This window comes from Taibaiella sp. KBW10, assembly GCF_003852495.1.
In the GTDB taxonomy this organism is placed as follows: domain Bacteria; phylum Bacteroidota; class Bacteroidia; order Chitinophagales; family Chitinophagaceae; genus Edaphocola.
This window is the reverse complement of the sequence record NZ_QAJI01000004.1, coordinates 293,018-309,564: the sequence shown is the minus strand read 5'-3', so window position 1 is coordinate 309,564 and position 16,547 is coordinate 293,018. Positions and strand designations below refer to the sequence as shown.

General features: G+C 41.3%; 18 protein-coding genes. 3 read left to right on the top strand and 15 right to left on the bottom strand.

Annotated elements, in window-relative coordinates; all coding sequences use genetic code 11:
* The first annotated feature begins 86 nt into the window (after positions 1–86).
* Positions 87–890, top strand: a complete 804-nt coding sequence (locus DBR32_RS09085; RefSeq protein WP_124635997.1) for a hypothetical protein — start codon at positions 87–89, stop codon at positions 888–890.
* A 40-nt stretch (positions 891–930) separates the two neighbouring features.
* Here the strand turns inward: DBR32_RS09085 and DBR32_RS09080 are convergent, their stop codons facing one another.
* From DBR32_RS09080 to DBR32_RS09065, 4 genes are all read right to left on the bottom strand, one after another.
* Complete coding sequence (locus tag DBR32_RS09080) at positions 931–1,896, bottom strand: hypothetical protein (protein ID WP_124635996.1); 966 nt, start codon at positions 1,894–1,896, stop codon at positions 931–933.
* Positions 1,897–2,087: 191 nt separating this feature from the next.
* On the bottom strand, positions 2,088–3,593 hold the full coding sequence (locus DBR32_RS09075; protein WP_124635995.1) for an NAD(P)/FAD-dependent oxidoreductase: 1,506 nt from the start codon (positions 3,591–3,593) through the stop codon (positions 2,088–2,090).
* A 77-nt stretch (positions 3,594–3,670) separates the two neighbouring features.
* Positions 3,671–5,536 (bottom strand): Nramp family divalent metal transporter, encoded by a 1,866-nt coding sequence (locus DBR32_RS09070; RefSeq protein WP_124635994.1) that lies wholly within the window; start codon positions 5,534–5,536, stop codon positions 3,671–3,673.
* A 72-nt stretch (positions 5,537–5,608) separates the two neighbouring features.
* Positions 5,609–6,256, bottom strand: coding sequence for a vancomycin high temperature exclusion protein (locus DBR32_RS09065; RefSeq protein WP_124635993.1), 648 nt, complete (start codon positions 6,254–6,256; stop codon positions 5,609–5,611).
* 78 nt (positions 6,257–6,334) lie between these two features.
* Here DBR32_RS09065 and DBR32_RS09060 point away from each other — a divergent pair, with 78 nt between their 5' ends.
* Positions 6,335–6,874 (top strand): DinB family protein, encoded by a 540-nt coding sequence (locus DBR32_RS09060; protein ID WP_124635992.1) that lies wholly within the window; start codon positions 6,335–6,337, stop codon positions 6,872–6,874.
* A gap of 144 nt (positions 6,875–7,018) precedes the next feature.
* On the opposite strand, the gene DBR32_RS09055 is transcribed toward DBR32_RS09060, so the two are convergent.
* The 4 genes from DBR32_RS09055 to DBR32_RS09040 all read right to left on the bottom strand — a co-directional run bounded on the left by DBR32_RS09055 (position 7,019) and on the right by DBR32_RS09040 (position 10,732).
* The gene (locus DBR32_RS09055) at positions 7,019–7,735 is read right to left on the bottom strand and encodes a hypothetical protein (protein WP_124635991.1); all 717 of its coding nucleotides are present in this window, start codon (positions 7,733–7,735) and stop codon (positions 7,019–7,021) included.
* Between the two features lie 48 nt (positions 7,736–7,783).
* Positions 7,784–8,422 carry a M949_RS01915 family surface polysaccharide biosynthesis protein gene (locus DBR32_RS09050; RefSeq protein ID WP_199724429.1) on the bottom strand — a complete coding sequence of 213 codons (639 nt, stop codon included), beginning with the start codon at positions 8,420–8,422 and terminating at the stop codon, positions 7,784–7,786.
* Between the two features lie 96 nt (positions 8,423–8,518).
* Positions 8,519–9,394, bottom strand: coding sequence for an aspartyl protease family protein (locus tag DBR32_RS09045; RefSeq protein ID WP_124635990.1), 876 nt, complete (start codon positions 9,392–9,394; stop codon positions 8,519–8,521).
* A 63-nt stretch (positions 9,395–9,457) separates the two neighbouring features.
* Entirely contained in the window at positions 9,458–10,732 is a 1,275-nt protein-coding gene (locus DBR32_RS09040; protein ID WP_124635989.1) for a replication-associated recombination protein A, read from the bottom strand.
* A gap of 38 nt (positions 10,733–10,770) precedes the next feature.
* On the opposite strand from DBR32_RS09040, the gene DBR32_RS09035 reads away from it, so the two are divergent.
* Positions 10,771–11,304, top strand: a complete 534-nt coding sequence (locus tag DBR32_RS09035) for a hypothetical protein (RefSeq protein WP_124635988.1) — start codon at positions 10,771–10,773, stop codon at positions 11,302–11,304.
* Here DBR32_RS09035 and DBR32_RS09030 read toward each other — a convergent pair.
* From DBR32_RS09030 to DBR32_RS09000, 7 genes are all read right to left on the bottom strand, one after another.
* Positions 11,282–12,034 (bottom strand): hypothetical protein, encoded by a 753-nt coding sequence (locus DBR32_RS09030; protein WP_124635987.1) that lies wholly within the window; start codon positions 12,032–12,034, stop codon positions 11,282–11,284. The two genes, DBR32_RS09035 and DBR32_RS09030, sit on opposite strands and share 23 nt — an antisense overlap.
* 106 nt (positions 12,035–12,140) lie before the next feature.
* A complete protein-coding gene (locus DBR32_RS09025; protein WP_124635986.1) occupies positions 12,141–12,986 on the bottom strand; it encodes a hydroxymethylglutaryl-CoA lyase in 846 nt (281 codons plus the stop codon).
* Positions 12,987–13,073: 87 nt separating this feature from the next.
* Positions 13,074–13,670 (bottom strand): YigZ family protein, encoded by a 597-nt coding sequence (locus tag DBR32_RS09020; protein ID WP_124635985.1) that lies wholly within the window; start codon positions 13,668–13,670, stop codon positions 13,074–13,076.
* Positions 13,657–14,706: a bifunctional diaminohydroxyphosphoribosylaminopyrimidine deaminase/5-amino-6-(5-phosphoribosylamino)uracil reductase RibD gene (gene ribD / locus DBR32_RS09015; protein ID WP_158605947.1), complete on the bottom strand. Its 1,050-nt coding sequence runs from the start codon at positions 14,704–14,706 to the stop codon at positions 13,657–13,659. The genes DBR32_RS09020 and ribD overlap by 14 nt, the downstream gene beginning before the upstream one ends.
* Positions 14,707–14,846: 140 nt before the next feature.
* Complete coding sequence (locus DBR32_RS09010) at positions 14,847–15,128, bottom strand: YHS domain-containing protein (protein WP_124635983.1); 282 nt, start codon at positions 15,126–15,128, stop codon at positions 14,847–14,849.
* A 3-nt stretch (positions 15,129–15,131) separates the two neighbouring features.
* Positions 15,132–15,947, bottom strand: a complete 816-nt coding sequence (locus tag DBR32_RS09005) for a purine-nucleoside phosphorylase (RefSeq protein WP_124635982.1) — start codon at positions 15,945–15,947, stop codon at positions 15,132–15,134.
* A 12-nt stretch (positions 15,948–15,959) separates the two neighbouring features.
* On the bottom strand, positions 15,960–16,541 hold the full coding sequence (locus DBR32_RS09000) for a hypothetical protein (protein WP_124635981.1): 582 nt from the start codon (positions 16,539–16,541) through the stop codon (positions 15,960–15,962).
* Positions 16,542–16,547: the final 6 nt, after the last annotated feature.

Below are 16,547 nucleotides of genomic sequence, written 5' to 3'. Positions count from 1 at the left end.
TAAATTAAAGAGATATTCATTTATATTGCATCTTCTTTCGACACACTTACATTAAATTTATCTTAAATACAATTATCTAAAATATCATGAGCAAATATTTTTCTTTAGTTTTCTTTTTGATCTGTAGTCTATCCATTGGTGCTTCTGCACAGGTAATCAGGAGTTTTGACCGCGCAAAAGATGGGAGACATCTGGGCTTTTATGCCGATTTAAACCAAAATATGGGAAGCAATCTAGTCTCAAAAAATGGCAATGCGAGTACCTTTGCGCCCTTTTTAAGAATAGGAGTAGAATACCGCTATCACCTGACCCGAAAATTGTATTTTAGAACGGCTTTATCTGTAGGAACCGGAAACTTCAGTTATAAATACATTAAAGAATTTGCCCCTACTTCCGATACTACTTTTCCTAAAGGGGTTATGGGAAGAAGAGGGATTTCGGTACCGGTATTTGAACCACATTTTGAAATCGGTCGTTACTTTGACATTGCGCAGAAGCACCGTATTGATGTACGCGTGGGCGTTTCTTTACCCCTGTACCTTGCCAAAATCACTTCCCAATCCGATACCACATACAGCACTACTGTTTTGTCAACTAAAGACAGGGTGCGTTACGGGACAACGGAGTCATTAAATATGAATGATGAGAATAAACACTATGGTAATGGTAATGCTAATCTTTATATAGGATATAAAAGACTTAACTATAATGAACTAACCGACAAAATCAGTGTCGGCTTAACATTTGGCTATTCATTTTTCAACAGCAATGCAGCCCTTTCGGTCAGTAATGCCTATAATGTGACTTATAAATACCAAATGGGCAAAGATGTCGTCCAAAAGCTTTCTTATGCTTCTATAGGCATCCGTTTTGCCTATGAAATTTTCTAAGGAAAGTATATAATCTTATTAAAAAGGCTATAAAATATCACTATTTTGTAGCCTTTTTTTGTGGCTTTAATTTCATTTTATTATCCATGCTTTCCCAAAACGCCATCGTTTCCCCGGCTTTTGCTTTGACAAAACGAAGGGTCAAAAAGCTACCCTGTTCTGCATTTCCGGAAATAAACAAATGTGCCTGCCAGTGATCGGCCATATTCAGATGTAAGGTTACACCGCCATATTGTTCAATGGTCAGGCTTCCCGATTGCGTTTTTTGAACCTGATCATAGGCGGCTTTAATTACGGTTGGGTATAGTGTATGTTCTTTCAGGAATAAGAGCTCCTCTAGTAACGTTTGTTTGATAAAGGCTTTGTTCGTCTCCAATCTTTTATCATATGCTATCGTACGGCTAAAGTGGAGAGAAAGCTCCTCACATCCACCAAGGATTGCGGTATACTGACTACGATCAGGCATCGTAATACTTTCGGTGCATTCCTCATTGTACTGGTCATCAGAAGCGATGTCTTTTTCAATTTTAAGGCCCTTATCTGTTTTGAAAATCTGCTTTTTCATCATGGCCATCGGACAGTTATGATAATGAGCCTCTACGATTCGGTCTCCTTCCAGACTGAAAACCAAGTCTTCACTTTTAAGGTTTAAGGTGTCTTCATAATTGCCGCGTAAGAATTGATTTTCTTCATAGCTGGCCTCAATTTTTCCATTATGTACGCGATTAATGTTCAGTTGCCCATAAGACATTTTTCCACCGCCAAAAAGCGCATATTGTTTTTGAATCTTTTGTGCTTGGTCTAGGAGAACAATACGGTATTCATAACCAAATGCATTACCCCCACCGCCTAAACCCTCGTCCATAAAATGAAAGAGCGCATCAGCAATCCCATCTCCATTAAAATCTGTAACCCATTCCGGTTGTGCACTGGCATAATAGCAGGAAAGAAAATTACCGTCTTTATCCCGTATACAGTTATCTGTCTTGGTATTTGTTGCGCTCATCCCTTCCATTTCGAGAGCAATAAGTTGTTGTCCTATTTTTTGGACAGCGCTATAGAATCCAATTGCTGTGCCTGTACGTACAACCAAGATACCATAAGCGTTCCGGTAAGTAAGGCTTTCAAATTTATGTTCATAATTACTCGATGATAAGGGTGATTTTGGGATACAACTGCAATGTGACCAGAATGCTTTTATGCTTCGTTTATTTTTTGCAGCAGATAATCTAATCCTAAGAAATCGGCCGCAGAGGAAATGGCTGTCATACTCACACCCAAAACACCATGCAGGTTTATATTCTGGCCGGTAAGGTGTAAATTAGGAATTCTTGTTTTCGTAGTAAAACGGGTATGGTTTAACTGGTTTACATCTTTTTGTATACCATACATATCACCGGTTACCGAACCCTGATAATCTCGATAAGTAAGTGGCGTGGCTATTTTATAAGACTGCATCTGTTCTTTCAGTTCTGGAAAACGTTCTGCAACCTTATTGATCAACAGTACTGCTTTTTCTTCTTTAAAATCGGTATAAGCCGGTTCCCTCTCCTGAGCAGCCATGGTACTGTTAAAAGAGTTTTTCCATACCGCAAAATCTGAAGTATTAATATAACTCAGGATTGAAACAGATTCTGCAAAACCATGATTATGCGAATCTTCTGTATAATATATGGAGTAATTTACAGGAAAAAATTCTGATAAGGCATCGATCACTTCCAGACCATCTTTAAGGTTCCAGTTGATGTTATAATTCTTATAGGACACCGTCCGTGGCTTGAGTACGATATTAACCATGATACAGCCTACTGTTGGCGTTGCCTCCAGTATTCTGTTCTTGAATACAGATTTCAAGATACTTTGATCAGACAATAAAGCAATGGTTTGTTGCGGGTGGATATTAGCGATAAAATGGGTACCTAAAAATTCGTTTCCGGATGCAGCAACTGCTTTTTCAATGATCCCATTGTTTACCACCAGTCGCTTGATCTTTTCATGTCGATAGATCACCCCTCCATATTCTTGTAATTTGCGCCAAAGCAATTTGGCGATTTGAGAACTGCCGCCTACACAACGCCATGAACTGTCGATATAGCTTTTACTGACAAGTGCATGTGTAGAGAAAGCTGTTTTCTGCGCCATACCGGCATAGAGAATCGCATTTCCGCTAAGTACTTTTTGTAAGGTTTGGTTTGTCGTTATCTTTTGTAATTCCTGTGCTAATTTCAGATGAAGAACTTCCTCTTTCTCTGCCGCATCACCATTTCTCAGGTTGTATAAAGGAAAACGGTCGCAGGTATCTTGTAATAGACGGGTATAAGCATTAATAGCTTCTTTTTCTTCGGGAAACTGCTGCCAGAGGCTATCGGCAAAGTTATCTAAACCCTGGGCTAACTTGTATTGCTGCGGGTCTGATCCGAATAATACCGCATCAAAACAATCCTGATCCAGGCGTTTAAGCTGTAAGTCTTTTTGGATACCGGCATAGGAAAAAATCTGGTTTAGCACCTCTCCCTCTCCTAAAGAACCCAGGTAATGTACCGCGCTGTCAAATATTTTCTTATCAAAAGAAAAGGTTTGCAGACAGCCCCCGATCTGCTTGTTCTGCTCTATAATTGCAACATCATAGCCTTCTTTGGCTAGCAAAACGGCTGTGAGCAAACCGCCTAGCCCGGATCCTATGATTACAATTTGGTGCTTCATGTGTACAGCCTCAAAAGTAATTAAAGATTTAGAATTTATTATGGCTATTATGGGGCATGAAAAGCGCCATAATAAAGCTACTGTGCAATAAAGACCGGAATCTTCACTTTATGTCTTAAATTATTGACTGTTTCTCCATAAATAAAATCTTTCAAACCCCGGTGCCCGTGGCTGCCTACTACCAACAGATCGGCAGCATAGGTTTCGCATGATTTCGCGATCTCCTTTACCCTGTTGGTGTAGCCCATTACCGAAATGACGTTATAGCCTTTGCTGCTTATAAAATCCACATATTCGCGTAAGCGCTTCAGGTCTTTATGCGTTTCATAATCCTGTGTTTCGGGGCCGGAACGCAATGCCGCAGCACTTTCTACCACATGGATCAATACCATTGTTGTATGCTCATGAGCCAGTTTCAGGGCATAACTGATGGTCTTCTGATCTACTTCGGAATAATCGAGTGCCACAGCAATCGTATTGAATCCGGACACTTCTGTGATCGCAATCACCGCATCTTTATGAATGTCTATATTGACTTTATGGGTTCTCTTATACAAAGGATAAATGATCGTAAGTGCGAGTAAAACCAAAAGACCTATGCCTCCGATCACCAATAATATTTTAAGCGTCGGGTTAAGGTCTGTTTTTAAAATATCCTGTATAGATTCATAAACCAATTTCAGGTTCAAGCCACCCACCAATACCACGATCAACCAACCTATAATCTTACTCAGCGTCGGAATCGCATAACGACCCATTTGCTTTTTATCACTTACAAAATAGATCAGGGGAATGATGGCAAAAGAGAGCTGCATGCTTAATAAGACCTGGCTGAAGATCAGTAATTTTCCGACGCCTTTATTACCCATCAGTGCAATCACAATCACCGCGGGCACTACCGCGAGCAGGCGGGTAATAATACGCCTTAAGGCAGGACTAATGCGCAGTTGTAAATAGCCTTCCATCACAATCTGACCAGCTAAGGTCCCGGTGATGGTCGAGCTCTGCCCTGCAGCAATCAAGGCAACGGCAAACAACCGGGAAGCCCATTCTGAACCTATAGTTGGCGATAATAATTTATGGGCATCTTCCAGTTCGGCCACTTCGGTCATCCCGTTTTTATGAAACACCGATGCCGCTAAAATCAAGATGGCCGCATTCACAAAAAATGCCAGGTTCAAGGCAATAGCACTATCCCAAAAATTATACTTTATCGCTTTTTTAATAGAGTTATGGTCTTTACCGATCTTTCGGGTTTGCACCAATGCCGAATGCAGGTATAGGTTATGGGGCATGACCGTAGCCCCGATAATACCAATGGCGATATATAGCGCTTGTGTATTGGGAAGTGAAGGGATAAATCCTTTGGCCAGCGCGTGCATATCTGGTTTTGCTAAAAACATCTCGATCAGAAAGCACATGCCAATTATAAAAATGGTTCCGATAATAAATAGTTCCATTTTACGAATACCCAGACGTTGCAGGTATAAGAGCAGAAAAGTATCCCCGAAGCTAATGAGCACACCCCACATCAGATCCAGGCCAAATAACAATTGTAAGCCGATGGCCATACCCAGAATTTCGGCGAGATCACAAGCCGCAATTGCAATCTCGGCCAGGAGGTATAATACAAAATTCATGCCTTTGGGATAGGTCTCCCGATTGCATTGTGCCAAATCTTTACCGCGTACAATACCCAAACGGGTACATAGAGACTGTAAGAATAAAGCGATAAGATTACTACATAAGAGTACCCAGATGAGGGTATAACCAAATTGAGAGCCGCCGGCAAGGTCTGTGGCCCAGTTTCCCGGATCCATATACCCTACACTTACTAAATATGCAGGCCCGAAAAAAGCCATAATCTTACGCCAGCCGTTTTTTTTAGACGTAATATCCACACTGCTGTGTACATCGTGTAATGATCTGTGTTGCTTATCCAATTGTTTAAATGTTAGATTTGTGTAACAATTTTATTAAGCAAATATAAAGGTAAACAAACAATATAATATCGTTTATTTTTTATCGAAATTGGATGGCCCTTGAATATCAATATCTCCGCCGTAATATTTGGGTTTACGGCCCCGGTGTACATCTACAAAAGATTTTAAGATCGCCAGTCCTTCCCTCACTTTATTTTTGAACAGAAATACATAATCTCCTTTATCCGCTGCAAAGCCATAAGAATTGATATTCATGGATTTGCCTAAATATACGGCACGATCTAAATGGTAATTCTGGCTGATCATAATGGCATCTGCCACCTTAAACAGGTCTTTGGCCCGGTATACAGTAGAATACGTATCAAAACCTGCGTAGTCTGCAAAAATATCTGCTTTTGGAACGCCATGATCGGCACAATATTGTTTCATGACGCTGACCTCATCATATTCGTCCTGCCCATTATCTCCGGAGACCAGTAGGCGTTTGACCTTACCGGCTTTGTATAAGGCAATACCCGCATCCAAACGGTCTTTAAGGTATTTACTAGGTTGGTTGTTAACAATGCCTGCACCAAAAATAATGCCGGTGTATGCCGCAGGAACTCGGTCTATATTCCGGTAGCAATAACGATTGGCTTCTTTTTTGATACTGTAAACCAAAGCAACACTACACAATGAGATTAATAGTAAGACAAGGACAAGCATTTTTATTTTTTTCATGTACGAAATATGTATGTGCAAGATAGTTGTTTGATGTTTAAATAAAATCTTAATTTTCGGCTTTAATTTTAATCAGAAATGAAGAAGATCAGCAAACCACGCGATACGGAATATGCTCTGTACTATGAAAATTATGTAAAGCTGGTGCCGGCTGAGCCGAGCGTTTTGGATCAGTTAAAAGCCTCCGCAAAAGAGGTTACAGCGCTGTATAAATCTTTAGATACGGCCAGTCTGCTGACCCCTTATGAGCCCGGTAAGTGGTCTTTAAGAGACCTGCTGATGCACCTCATTGATGTGGAACGGGTATTTGTATACCGCGCCATGCGTTTCGCCCGGTTGGATCGTACACCGTTACCGTTTTTTGATGAAAATGAATTTGCGAAACAGGCACAGGCTGATAAAATTCCGCTTTCAAAATTGCTGAAGGAATATAATGCTAACCGCAACCTGACTATTGCTTTCTTTAATAACCTTACGGCCAAACAAGTGGAGCGCGCGGGCATTGCCAGCCAATATACCATGAGTGTACGTGCCTGCGCCTGGATCATTGCAGGGCATGAGCTGCACCACAGACATATAATAGCCACAAGATACCTAAGTGGGCATAAAAACCAATAATACTTTTACAGCAAAAGAATTATAGATAATTTTTAGAAGTTATTCCAGCATGACCTTTAAGGCCGGTAGTTCCAATTAAAGGACAATAATGACATTTTGAATGTTTTAAACCGGCTTCATCACCTTTTTAAAGTGACGAAAGAGTCAGGAAGTTATTACCTTTTCAAATGATTGCTTGTTCTGTTTGACCAGGTTAGATAAGGCAATTAGTCCTGCACCGGCGATCATAGCGGCTCCTAAAAACCCGAAGCCGGCCCCTACTAAATCTTCAAGATGAACGGAAAAGAGAAACGGAAGACAGAAAACCATACCGAATATCCCTAAAGTTATAGCAGTAAAAGCCCCTAATTTAGCCAGTGATCTGCTATCTATCTTATGCTGCACTGAAGGTTTATAATTAAATACAATTTCCCGCAGCGTTGTGGTCTGACAATGGGCATACTCTTCAATTGTCCAGGTGCTGATCGGCTTTGCGTTCCGACCGTTTATATAATCCTTGTAAAAGGTGGTCCATAGATCCGGCAGCAATAAAGCCCCGAAAATAAAAATCGCAAAACTGGGTAGAGAATAATTACCATTTCCAAGCATAAAAGCCTGCATTCTGATCTCATCAACAGCGGTCATTTCAAAGTCTAATAACACATGTTTCAGGTCGTGGCTTTCATAATTGGGCACTAAATGCAAGTCGTTCTTAGCCAAACAATCGCCAATATCCCTGCCAAGTGTGCCCTCGGGTAAGGTCTGCAGTTGCCTTGCCTTTTGTTCATATATGGCAATATCATAAAATTGTTCGATAGTCCAAACCGATAAATGAAATGATTTCCTGATGATTGTTCTTGCGGTCTGTTGTAATAGGTTCATATCGCCCCGATTTTTGATTATGTAATTAATCTGCTGCTGCTGCTTGCTTTAATGATGGTGCAGGATAAGGTCCTGCTCCTTGCGCATCTGCTCTAGTAGCTGATCTATATATTGTCTTATTTTGAGCGGAAGTTCTTTCATTTTTGCGTCTTTGACAAAAGTCCTGCAAAAGTCCAGGTCGCATTCTACCGCGCGGATCGCGTACTTATGGCCCTTATAAAGCGTAATGATCTTAATCCGCTTGTAGCCGTATTCTGTTTTGGTTCCATATACGATAATCGGTTCTACAATCCCGTCTCCGTCAATATCGGTTGCCGAACAATATTTTGTCCAAAACCAGATCGTATACTCCGTACCATATTCTTGATCTTGTATACCGGCCAAAGCATCTGTTATCCTCCATTGTTCCCGGTAACCGCCATGGTCTTGCAGATAGCAAATAGCAGTCAGGTTCGATTTCAGGGTATCATTTTCTCTAATACGGGATTCTTTTTCGCAAAGCACCAGATCAAAAGAACCACGTTTATCGGAGTAGGCATAGGCCCTACGTATGGAGAAAGGAATATCCGGTATTTCGCTTTGCAGTTCCAGGGTCTCCTTGGGGCTCAATATAGTAGTCGTTTGTGCAAACACCTGTCCGGAAAGGAGGAACAGGAGTACAAAAACGGCAAATTTATATATTCTCATTAATGAATTATTTTTTAGCATATTATTGATTTACAGCATAAACAAATACTTAAAAAATGACTCCCTGCTAGCACGCTATTGCCCTCAGCAGTGATTTTACTTTTGTTCAATATAGGCCACACTAAACAATTGATTCGGTTTTAGATACACCACATCATTTTGAAGATCCAGGAAAGTATTGAACCTTTTTAAGACTTCGTTGCCTAAAATATGGATATTAGCGCCCCTCAAGGGTTTATTGGTGGTTATCTGCTGTACCGGAACATTTTTCAATTCATAATTACCAATACGTAATGTTTCCAGATTTGCCGTAATCACGGGAACCTCATTGCCCTGGGCACCTTTCATCATTACTTTTTTGATCACTTCCATTTTCTCTGTGGGAAACTTACCTGCTTTTAGCAAATCATCATCAAGCATAGCCGTTCTTTGATAACCCGTATCAAACAAAAAAGAATCGGTGTTGTCTATACCGCTTTGTGTAATTGTACTGACGATCAAAGGAAGTTCTTTAAAGTACGTGATCTTACAGGTAGAGAAGGCCTTATCTTTTAAAACGGAAGCCGGTAAGGACTCGTGAATGACTATGATGTGTTTATCGTAGTTGATCTCTACAACTTTACCTTTAAACAAATCCCAACCAAAACGGCCATCGGTACCATGTCCCGTCAATTCGGCATCATAGACTTTGGTTTTATACTCGCGCGTTCCGATCTTCAGGTTGTAAATGGTGTTATAGAGCTTTGGTACAGACTTAAGCTTTGTCTTCATCACGGAATTAGTCAGTACCAGTTCGGTGGTTCCAGTATCAAAATTTAAATCAAGGGTATCCTTTTCGTTAAAAACGGCCTTTACATAAAGGGTATTTTGTTCATTGATCGTAAACGGTATGGTATCCTTCAATTGGATTTTTTGTTGCGCAAAAACAGAAACGGAGGACAGCACGGCTATCGTAAACAGGATTTTCTTCATGTAATAATTTATATATTTGGTTCAATAATATGCTTAAAAAGCACTTTGCTCTTGAGCATAACGCTAATACCCGTACTTTTCTTTCCAACATTGTCGTAAATAAGTCCTCATTTTATCTTCAGAGGGATTTTCTGCAGGATCATAAAGTTTCGTACCGGCAATGTCTTCCGGCAAAAATTCCTGGTTTACAAAATGGCCTTCATAGCTGTGGGCATATTTATAATCCTCTCCATAACCAATCTCTTTCATCAGTTTGGTTGGTGCATTACGGATGTGTAAAGGCACGGACAGATCACCGGTTTTACGAACTAATGCTTGTGCATCGTTGATTGCCATATAGGACGCATTACTTTTCACAGAAGAGGCTAAATAAGTTACGGCTTGGGAAAGAATGATCCGGCATTCGGGGTAACCAATCAATTCTACGGCCTGAAAACAGGTAGTTGCTAATAGCAGTGCATTGGGATTGGCATTGCCAATATCTTCGCTGGCAAAAATGACCATTCTCCGGGCAATAAATTTGGGGTCTTCTCCCCCTTCAATCATACGCGCCAGGTAATACACCGCCGCATTCGGATCGCTGCCCCGCATAGATTTGATAAAAGCAGAGATGATATCATAATGCTGTTCTCCCGTCTTATCATATAAAGCCATCTTCTTTTGCACAATAGCCTGCACCTTTTCATTGGTAATCACCAGATCATTTTCGGGCAAAGCATTCACGACAATCTCAAACAGGTTCAACATTCTTCTGCCATCGCCCCCACTGAGTTGTAACAAGGCCTCCCATTCCAGAATATTAATCGACAAGGCAGCCATTATGGGATCTTTCTCCATAGCATTATAAACCAAATGCTTGAGGTCGGCTACCATAAAGGGTTGCAGTATATATACCTGACAGCGGCTGAGCAAGGCACTAATCACCTCAAAAGAAGGATTCTCGGTCGTCGCCCCAATCAGGATGATATACCCTTTCTCCACAGCACCTAATAAACTGTCTTGTTGTCCCTTATTAAAGCGATGTATCTCATCGATAAATAAAATGGCTTTACCCGCCTTTTTGGATAACTCTATAATCTGCCTGATCTCTTTCACACCACTATCTACCGCGCTCAGGCTAAAAAAAGGCAAGTCCGATTGATGCGCGATAATTTGTGCCAGGGTTGTCTTTCCGATGCCGGGTGCACCCCAGAAAATTAAAGAATGCAACTGTTTACTTTCTATCATATTTCGCAAGACACTACCCTCGCCCACTAAATGTTCCTGCCCGATATAATCTGCTAAGGTTTGCGGACGCATCCGTTCTGCCAAAGGTTTTGCGTTTGATAGATTGTTCATGAAAATGATATACTTTTGAGGCTCAAAATTACATCATAATGGTAAAAGCGGCGTTTTCTTTATTATTGTCTTTTGGTACTTTTTTTGTTGCTGTGGCACAGAATGCTCCGAAATCTACTGCTTTAATTGCAGAGACAGATTATAAAGCGATACAAGCACCACTGCCGTCGTTTAGCATGGAAACGCTGGATGGAAAAATGATACACCAGGATCATTTCCCGGCAGATAAACCCTTGATCGTCGTTTTATTTAACCCGACCTGTGAGCATTGTGAAGATTTAGGAAAAGATATTGTAGCGCATAAAGAGGCCTTTAAAAATATTCCGGTAGTGTTTATCGCGGCCAAGGATATGAAACCTTATTTAGCTGCTTATATAAACACTACCGGATTAAAGCAAATGCCGGAAACTATGGTTGGCGCAGACCGCTCGGATGTGATTCCCCAAATATATGAATACAAGGCCCTTCCACAGACCAATATCTATAATGGAAAACATCAGCTGATCTTTAAGCACAACGGATCAATTACGGCAAAAGCACTATTGTCTGCTATTTCCCAAAACGGGCAGTAATACCCAGAGATAGTTTTGGGGTAAAGAAATTTTCGTCTTTGTCCGGGCCGCCGGGAGCCAATGCGAAACCAGCCTGGAAATTGAACTTTACATTCCGGGGACCGACTTCAAAAATATAATATGGCTCGATGATCGGGTAATAATTTTTTGCAATATTATTGTATTCCTGTTGGGTATAATACGCATCAAAGGAGGAGATATCAAAGAATTTATACACCCCAACCTTAACACCTCCCATCATAGAGATTTTGTTTTTCACCATACCTACTGCCGGTTGTATCGAAAAAGCCCAAAATTTTGAATTCAGCTGATTCCGGGTATTGCCATTGCTGATGTAATAAGAACGGTCTTTATTATATCCGGAAGCCACATTAGCATATACAGAAAATAGTCCGTTACTACCATAGCGGTTATAATAGCCAATACCGCCTTCCAGTGTCGTACCGTACATTCTCCTTCGATAATCATCATTATCAAAACTGCCGCTCGTCCCAAATACACGGTTTCGGAGACTGGCTTTAATGCCGATATTTTTAACCGGGGAATAGCCTAAACCAAGGTCGAAGGAAGGGAAATTATAGACACCCACAGCCAATATGGAAGCATTGGCCGTAAACTCACCTTGCTGGCTTAACATAGGATCATGCACAATTTCGGCACGATATAAAGGACGATAACAAGAGGTCAGCAACAGACCGCCCATTGTTGTAAAGAGTAAAGCTTTTTTCATATAGTATATTTATTAAGTTAATAATCTATATGCTAAGCTATTACTTTATTTTTGATAAATATGAATATTTGTTAATTTATTTAACAAACTAAGGAGAGCATAACAATCAGACAAACACCTCATTTGCCATAATCATGGAAGTCACAAAGGCTTCTCTATCCAGCGATAAAGGGATCTGCATTTTGTCTGCAAAAGCAATTAGTTTTTCGGTGGCAATATTACCAACCAGCTCATCTTTTGCCATTGGACAACCACCAATGCCTCTGATAGAGGTATCAAAACTGGTACAACCGGCTTCCCAGGCCGCCAGCAGCTTTTCTTCAGTACTTTGCTCAGTAGAGTGAAAGTGCGCTCCGATCTGGATTTGAGGAAATTCGGGAATCAATTTTTGGTATATACTTTGAATATTCTGCGGATTGGATACCCCTACCGTATCGGCAAGCGCAATATTAGTCACTCCAAGGTTCACTAAAGTATTAAACCATTGGTACACAATATCGGCACTGTATTCATCTCCGTAAGGATTGCCAAAACCCATAGAGATATATAAAACGGCTTTCTTATTATTTTGTGCGCATAGGTTCTGGATCTCTTCGACCTGCGCTAAGGATTCGGCAATTGTTTTGTTGGTATTGCGCATCTGGAAGGTTTCCGATATGGAAAATGGAAAACCCAAATAGGTAATTTCATCATATACAACTGCTTCCTGTGCCCCGCGGGTATTGGCTACAATCGCCAACAGTTTAGAACGGGTATTACTCAGGTCTAACTGGGGAATCACTTCTTTGGTATCAATCAGTTGTGGTATCGCTTTGGCTGATACAAAAGAACCAAAATCGAGTATGTCAAAACCTACTTTCAACAACTGATTCAGGTAAGCAACTTTTGTAGCTGTGGGTATAAAGTGCGCCCAGCCTTGCATGGCATCTCTAGGGCATTCTACTAAGATCATAATAGGACGATAAGGACAATTAAAAATGGGAACAATCCCGGAGGATCATTTCTGTATCCAAAAATACAGATAATCGGTGTAATAATATTATGTTGCCTTAAGGGTCAAACCATATATTTCTGTTAATCGTTGTACGCAAGCCTCTTTATGCACAAGGGGAATACCAATCTCATAGTCGCAAAACAGTTGCATATCCTGCTTGATGATCGTGACTTCATATTGTTTTAAGACGGTTAAGACCTCGTTCATAATGGTATAATCAAAGCTTAAAGCCATCGGAAATTCTACATTACGCTCTATCGTTTCACAAAGCGCTAATGCATCGGTGGTCACAGTTTTATAAGCATTGATCAGGCCCGGAACACCTAATAAGGTACCTCCGAAATAACGCACCACCACAACGAGTACATTGGTGATACCGGCGCTATCGATTTGCCCTAATATAGGCCGGCCGGCACTTCCAGAAGGTTCTCCATCATCATTGGCACGGTACACCAGCCCATCTATGCCCATACGATAGGCATAACAGTGGTGTACTGCTTTAGGGTGTTCTTTTTTCAATTCCTGTATTCTGGTTTTTACCTCATCTACATGATTGATCGGAAAGGTATAGGCCAGAAATTTACTGCCACGGTCTCTGAATTCTGCTGCGGTCGGGCCTTGTATCGTCTTATAAGTATTCATGGGTACGCGTATAGTGCTTAATAATATTATCGCCAAGTGTAATACTGTTGTGTATCAAAGCATGGGCTAGTTGTGGTGCCGGTGTACCTTGCTCCAGCAGTACCGGTGTGTCAATGCAAAAGGCTTCATCCCAAAAATTGGCATCCAAAAATTGTTGCAAAGTCTTTTGCCCGCCCTCGATAATCAGGCTATTAATACCTCTTTGGTACAAATCTTTTACTATTTGTTCCGGTAAAGGCGATGTAGCAGCTAGCGGAACATAGGTCAACGCATCGAACTGTAGGCTGCTTTTATGGTTATAGATGATCGTCTGTAAACCATCCGTTTTAAGGTGCAGTGTTTCCGGTAAGGCATTTTGCGCGTCAATCACCAGGCGCAAAGGTTGCTGCTTGCCAAAATAACGATTTGTCAGGTACGGATTATCTTTCAATGCTGTTTGGTAGCCTACTAGAATAGCCCCTTCAACGCTGCGCATTTGATGTACAAACCGTTGTACCAGCGCATTGCTTAACATCACTTTAGTGCCTTGTTCAGGAGCCATGTACCCGTCGGCACTCTGTGCCCATTTCAGGATAATGTAAGGGCGTTTTTTTTCGTGATAGGTAAAAAATCGTTTGTTCAAAGCCCGGGCTTCTTTTTCCAAAACACCAGTGTGTACTGTAATGCCGGCCGCTTCCAATATTTTAATTCCCTTACCCGCCACCTGTGCAAAAGTATCCACACAAGCAATGACAACCTGTGGTACCCGATGTTGCACAATCAGTTCGGCACAGGGCGGTGTTTTTCCATAGTGGGCGCAAGGTTCCAGACTCACATAGAGGGTACTTTCGGGTATATATGGAACATCTTCCGGGGCTACACTCTTAAAACAATTGACCTCTGCATGTGCCTGTCCGTATTGCTGATGCCAGCCTTCTCCGATGATCTGGTCCTGATATACCAGCACGGCACCCACCATCGGATTAGGGGCTACCGCTCCGGCACCCTTGCCCGCCAGTTCCAGGCAACGGTACATATATTGTTCGTGGATATTCATATTACAGATCATTTAGTCTTCGTACCGCTAAGGGAGCGCACAATGCACAAAGAGCCTTTATTAAAAATGTTCGTTTTAAAGAAATCCGCCTCCAGACGCATTCCTTCAAAACGAACATTATTCCGGGAAAGCGGAGCGGTTTATTTCTTCGCAAATTTAGCTGGATCTTTATCAAATGTTTCTTTACAATGAGGGCTGCAGAACCAGGTTGTATCCTTGTTCACTACAGAAAACTCTGTCCAGTCGGCTTTTTTAGGCATATCACATACCGGATCTACTTTCGCATTCGGGTCTTTAGCTTCCGCTACTTCTTTATGAGCATCTGTATGCATCGTAGTGGTGCCATCAGTACTTTTTGCACTATTATTGCCACAAGAGGTTAAGGTTAATACCAAACCGGAAATTAATAATATCGCTTTCATATTTTATAAAGATTTAATCAGTTCACTAACAATTTTAGCCAGTTTTGGTGCCGCGATATTAGCCGCCTCCAACACTTCTTCATGGGTGATGGTATTTAATTCTTCTCTGATGCCAAGGTCAGTAATGATACTGGCTGCAAAGACTTTCATGCCTCCGTGAATCGCCACAATAACTTCGGGTACAGTACTCATACCTACAGCATCGCCACCGATTACATCCAGCCATTTATACTCTGCCCTGGTTTCAAAAGTAGGTCCTTGCAAACCTATGTACACCCCTTCTTTTACCTCAATTCCCGCCTCAGCCGCAAGTACTTTGGCTTTAGCAATCATCTCATAGCTGTACGGTTCACTCATGTCCGGAAAACGGGTTCCTAAACGGGTATCATTTTTTCCTCTGAGCGGATGTTCGGGAAATAGATTGATATGGTCTTTAATGAACATGATATCGCCGATTTTGAAATCGCGGTTCATGCCACCGGCAGCATTACTTACAAAAAGGGTTTCTACGCCCAGGGCTTTCATCACCCTTACCGGAAAGGTCACTTCCTGCATATTGTATCCTTCGTAATAATGAAAACGGCCGGCCATCATCACCACCTGCTTATCACCTATAGTTCCGAAGATCAGTTTGCCCGCATGCCCTTCTACCGTCGATTGCGGAAAGTTGGGAATGGTGTTGTAACTCAGTTCAGACTGGATATTTACCGCTTCGGTAAGGCCACCTAAACCGCTACCCAATATCACACCATAACTGGGCAGTGCGGCCACTTTAGATTTTATATAATCTGCTGTTTCTTGTATTTGTTCAAAGGTCATACTTAAGTATATTTAAAGTAAAGTATCTTCTGTATTGTTATTGTATTCAATAGGTCCGATAGAATCGATATTAATATCGGTTTCCGGTAGCGTCATCACATGTTTTTGTTCCAGCGATTCTATTTTGCTTTTGCGCTTCAGGTGTTGTCCCGCTATGGTTTTCATATTTTTTCCGGCAAGACTTAAAGTACTGTTTTTCTTCCTGATATTGGCGAGCATACGGCCAATGATAAAAAACAATATGGCCAACAAAACGAACATTCCTTTTACGGTATAGTCAAATTGTTCCATTTCCGTACTGGAAATTTTTGCCGGAACAATCTCCGGATTGCCGGCTACCTTACCCATAACAAAAAAGGGGCCCAGGTTATTCATGAAAAATAAGTATATGATGCTGCCCAGACTCAATAAATACATCAGTATTTCCATCAGGACATTCATAGAAGCATTCAGAAAGCGCTGCGCCGTCGATTTGCGTAAAGAAGTGGCCATAGGATCGATCAAAGTCATTTGCTCTTTGATGATGGCTTTTTGTTCATGCCAGTCTTCTATCAGGTCTTGATACAAGGAATCTTTTGGGGAAATTTCGGTCATATGCTT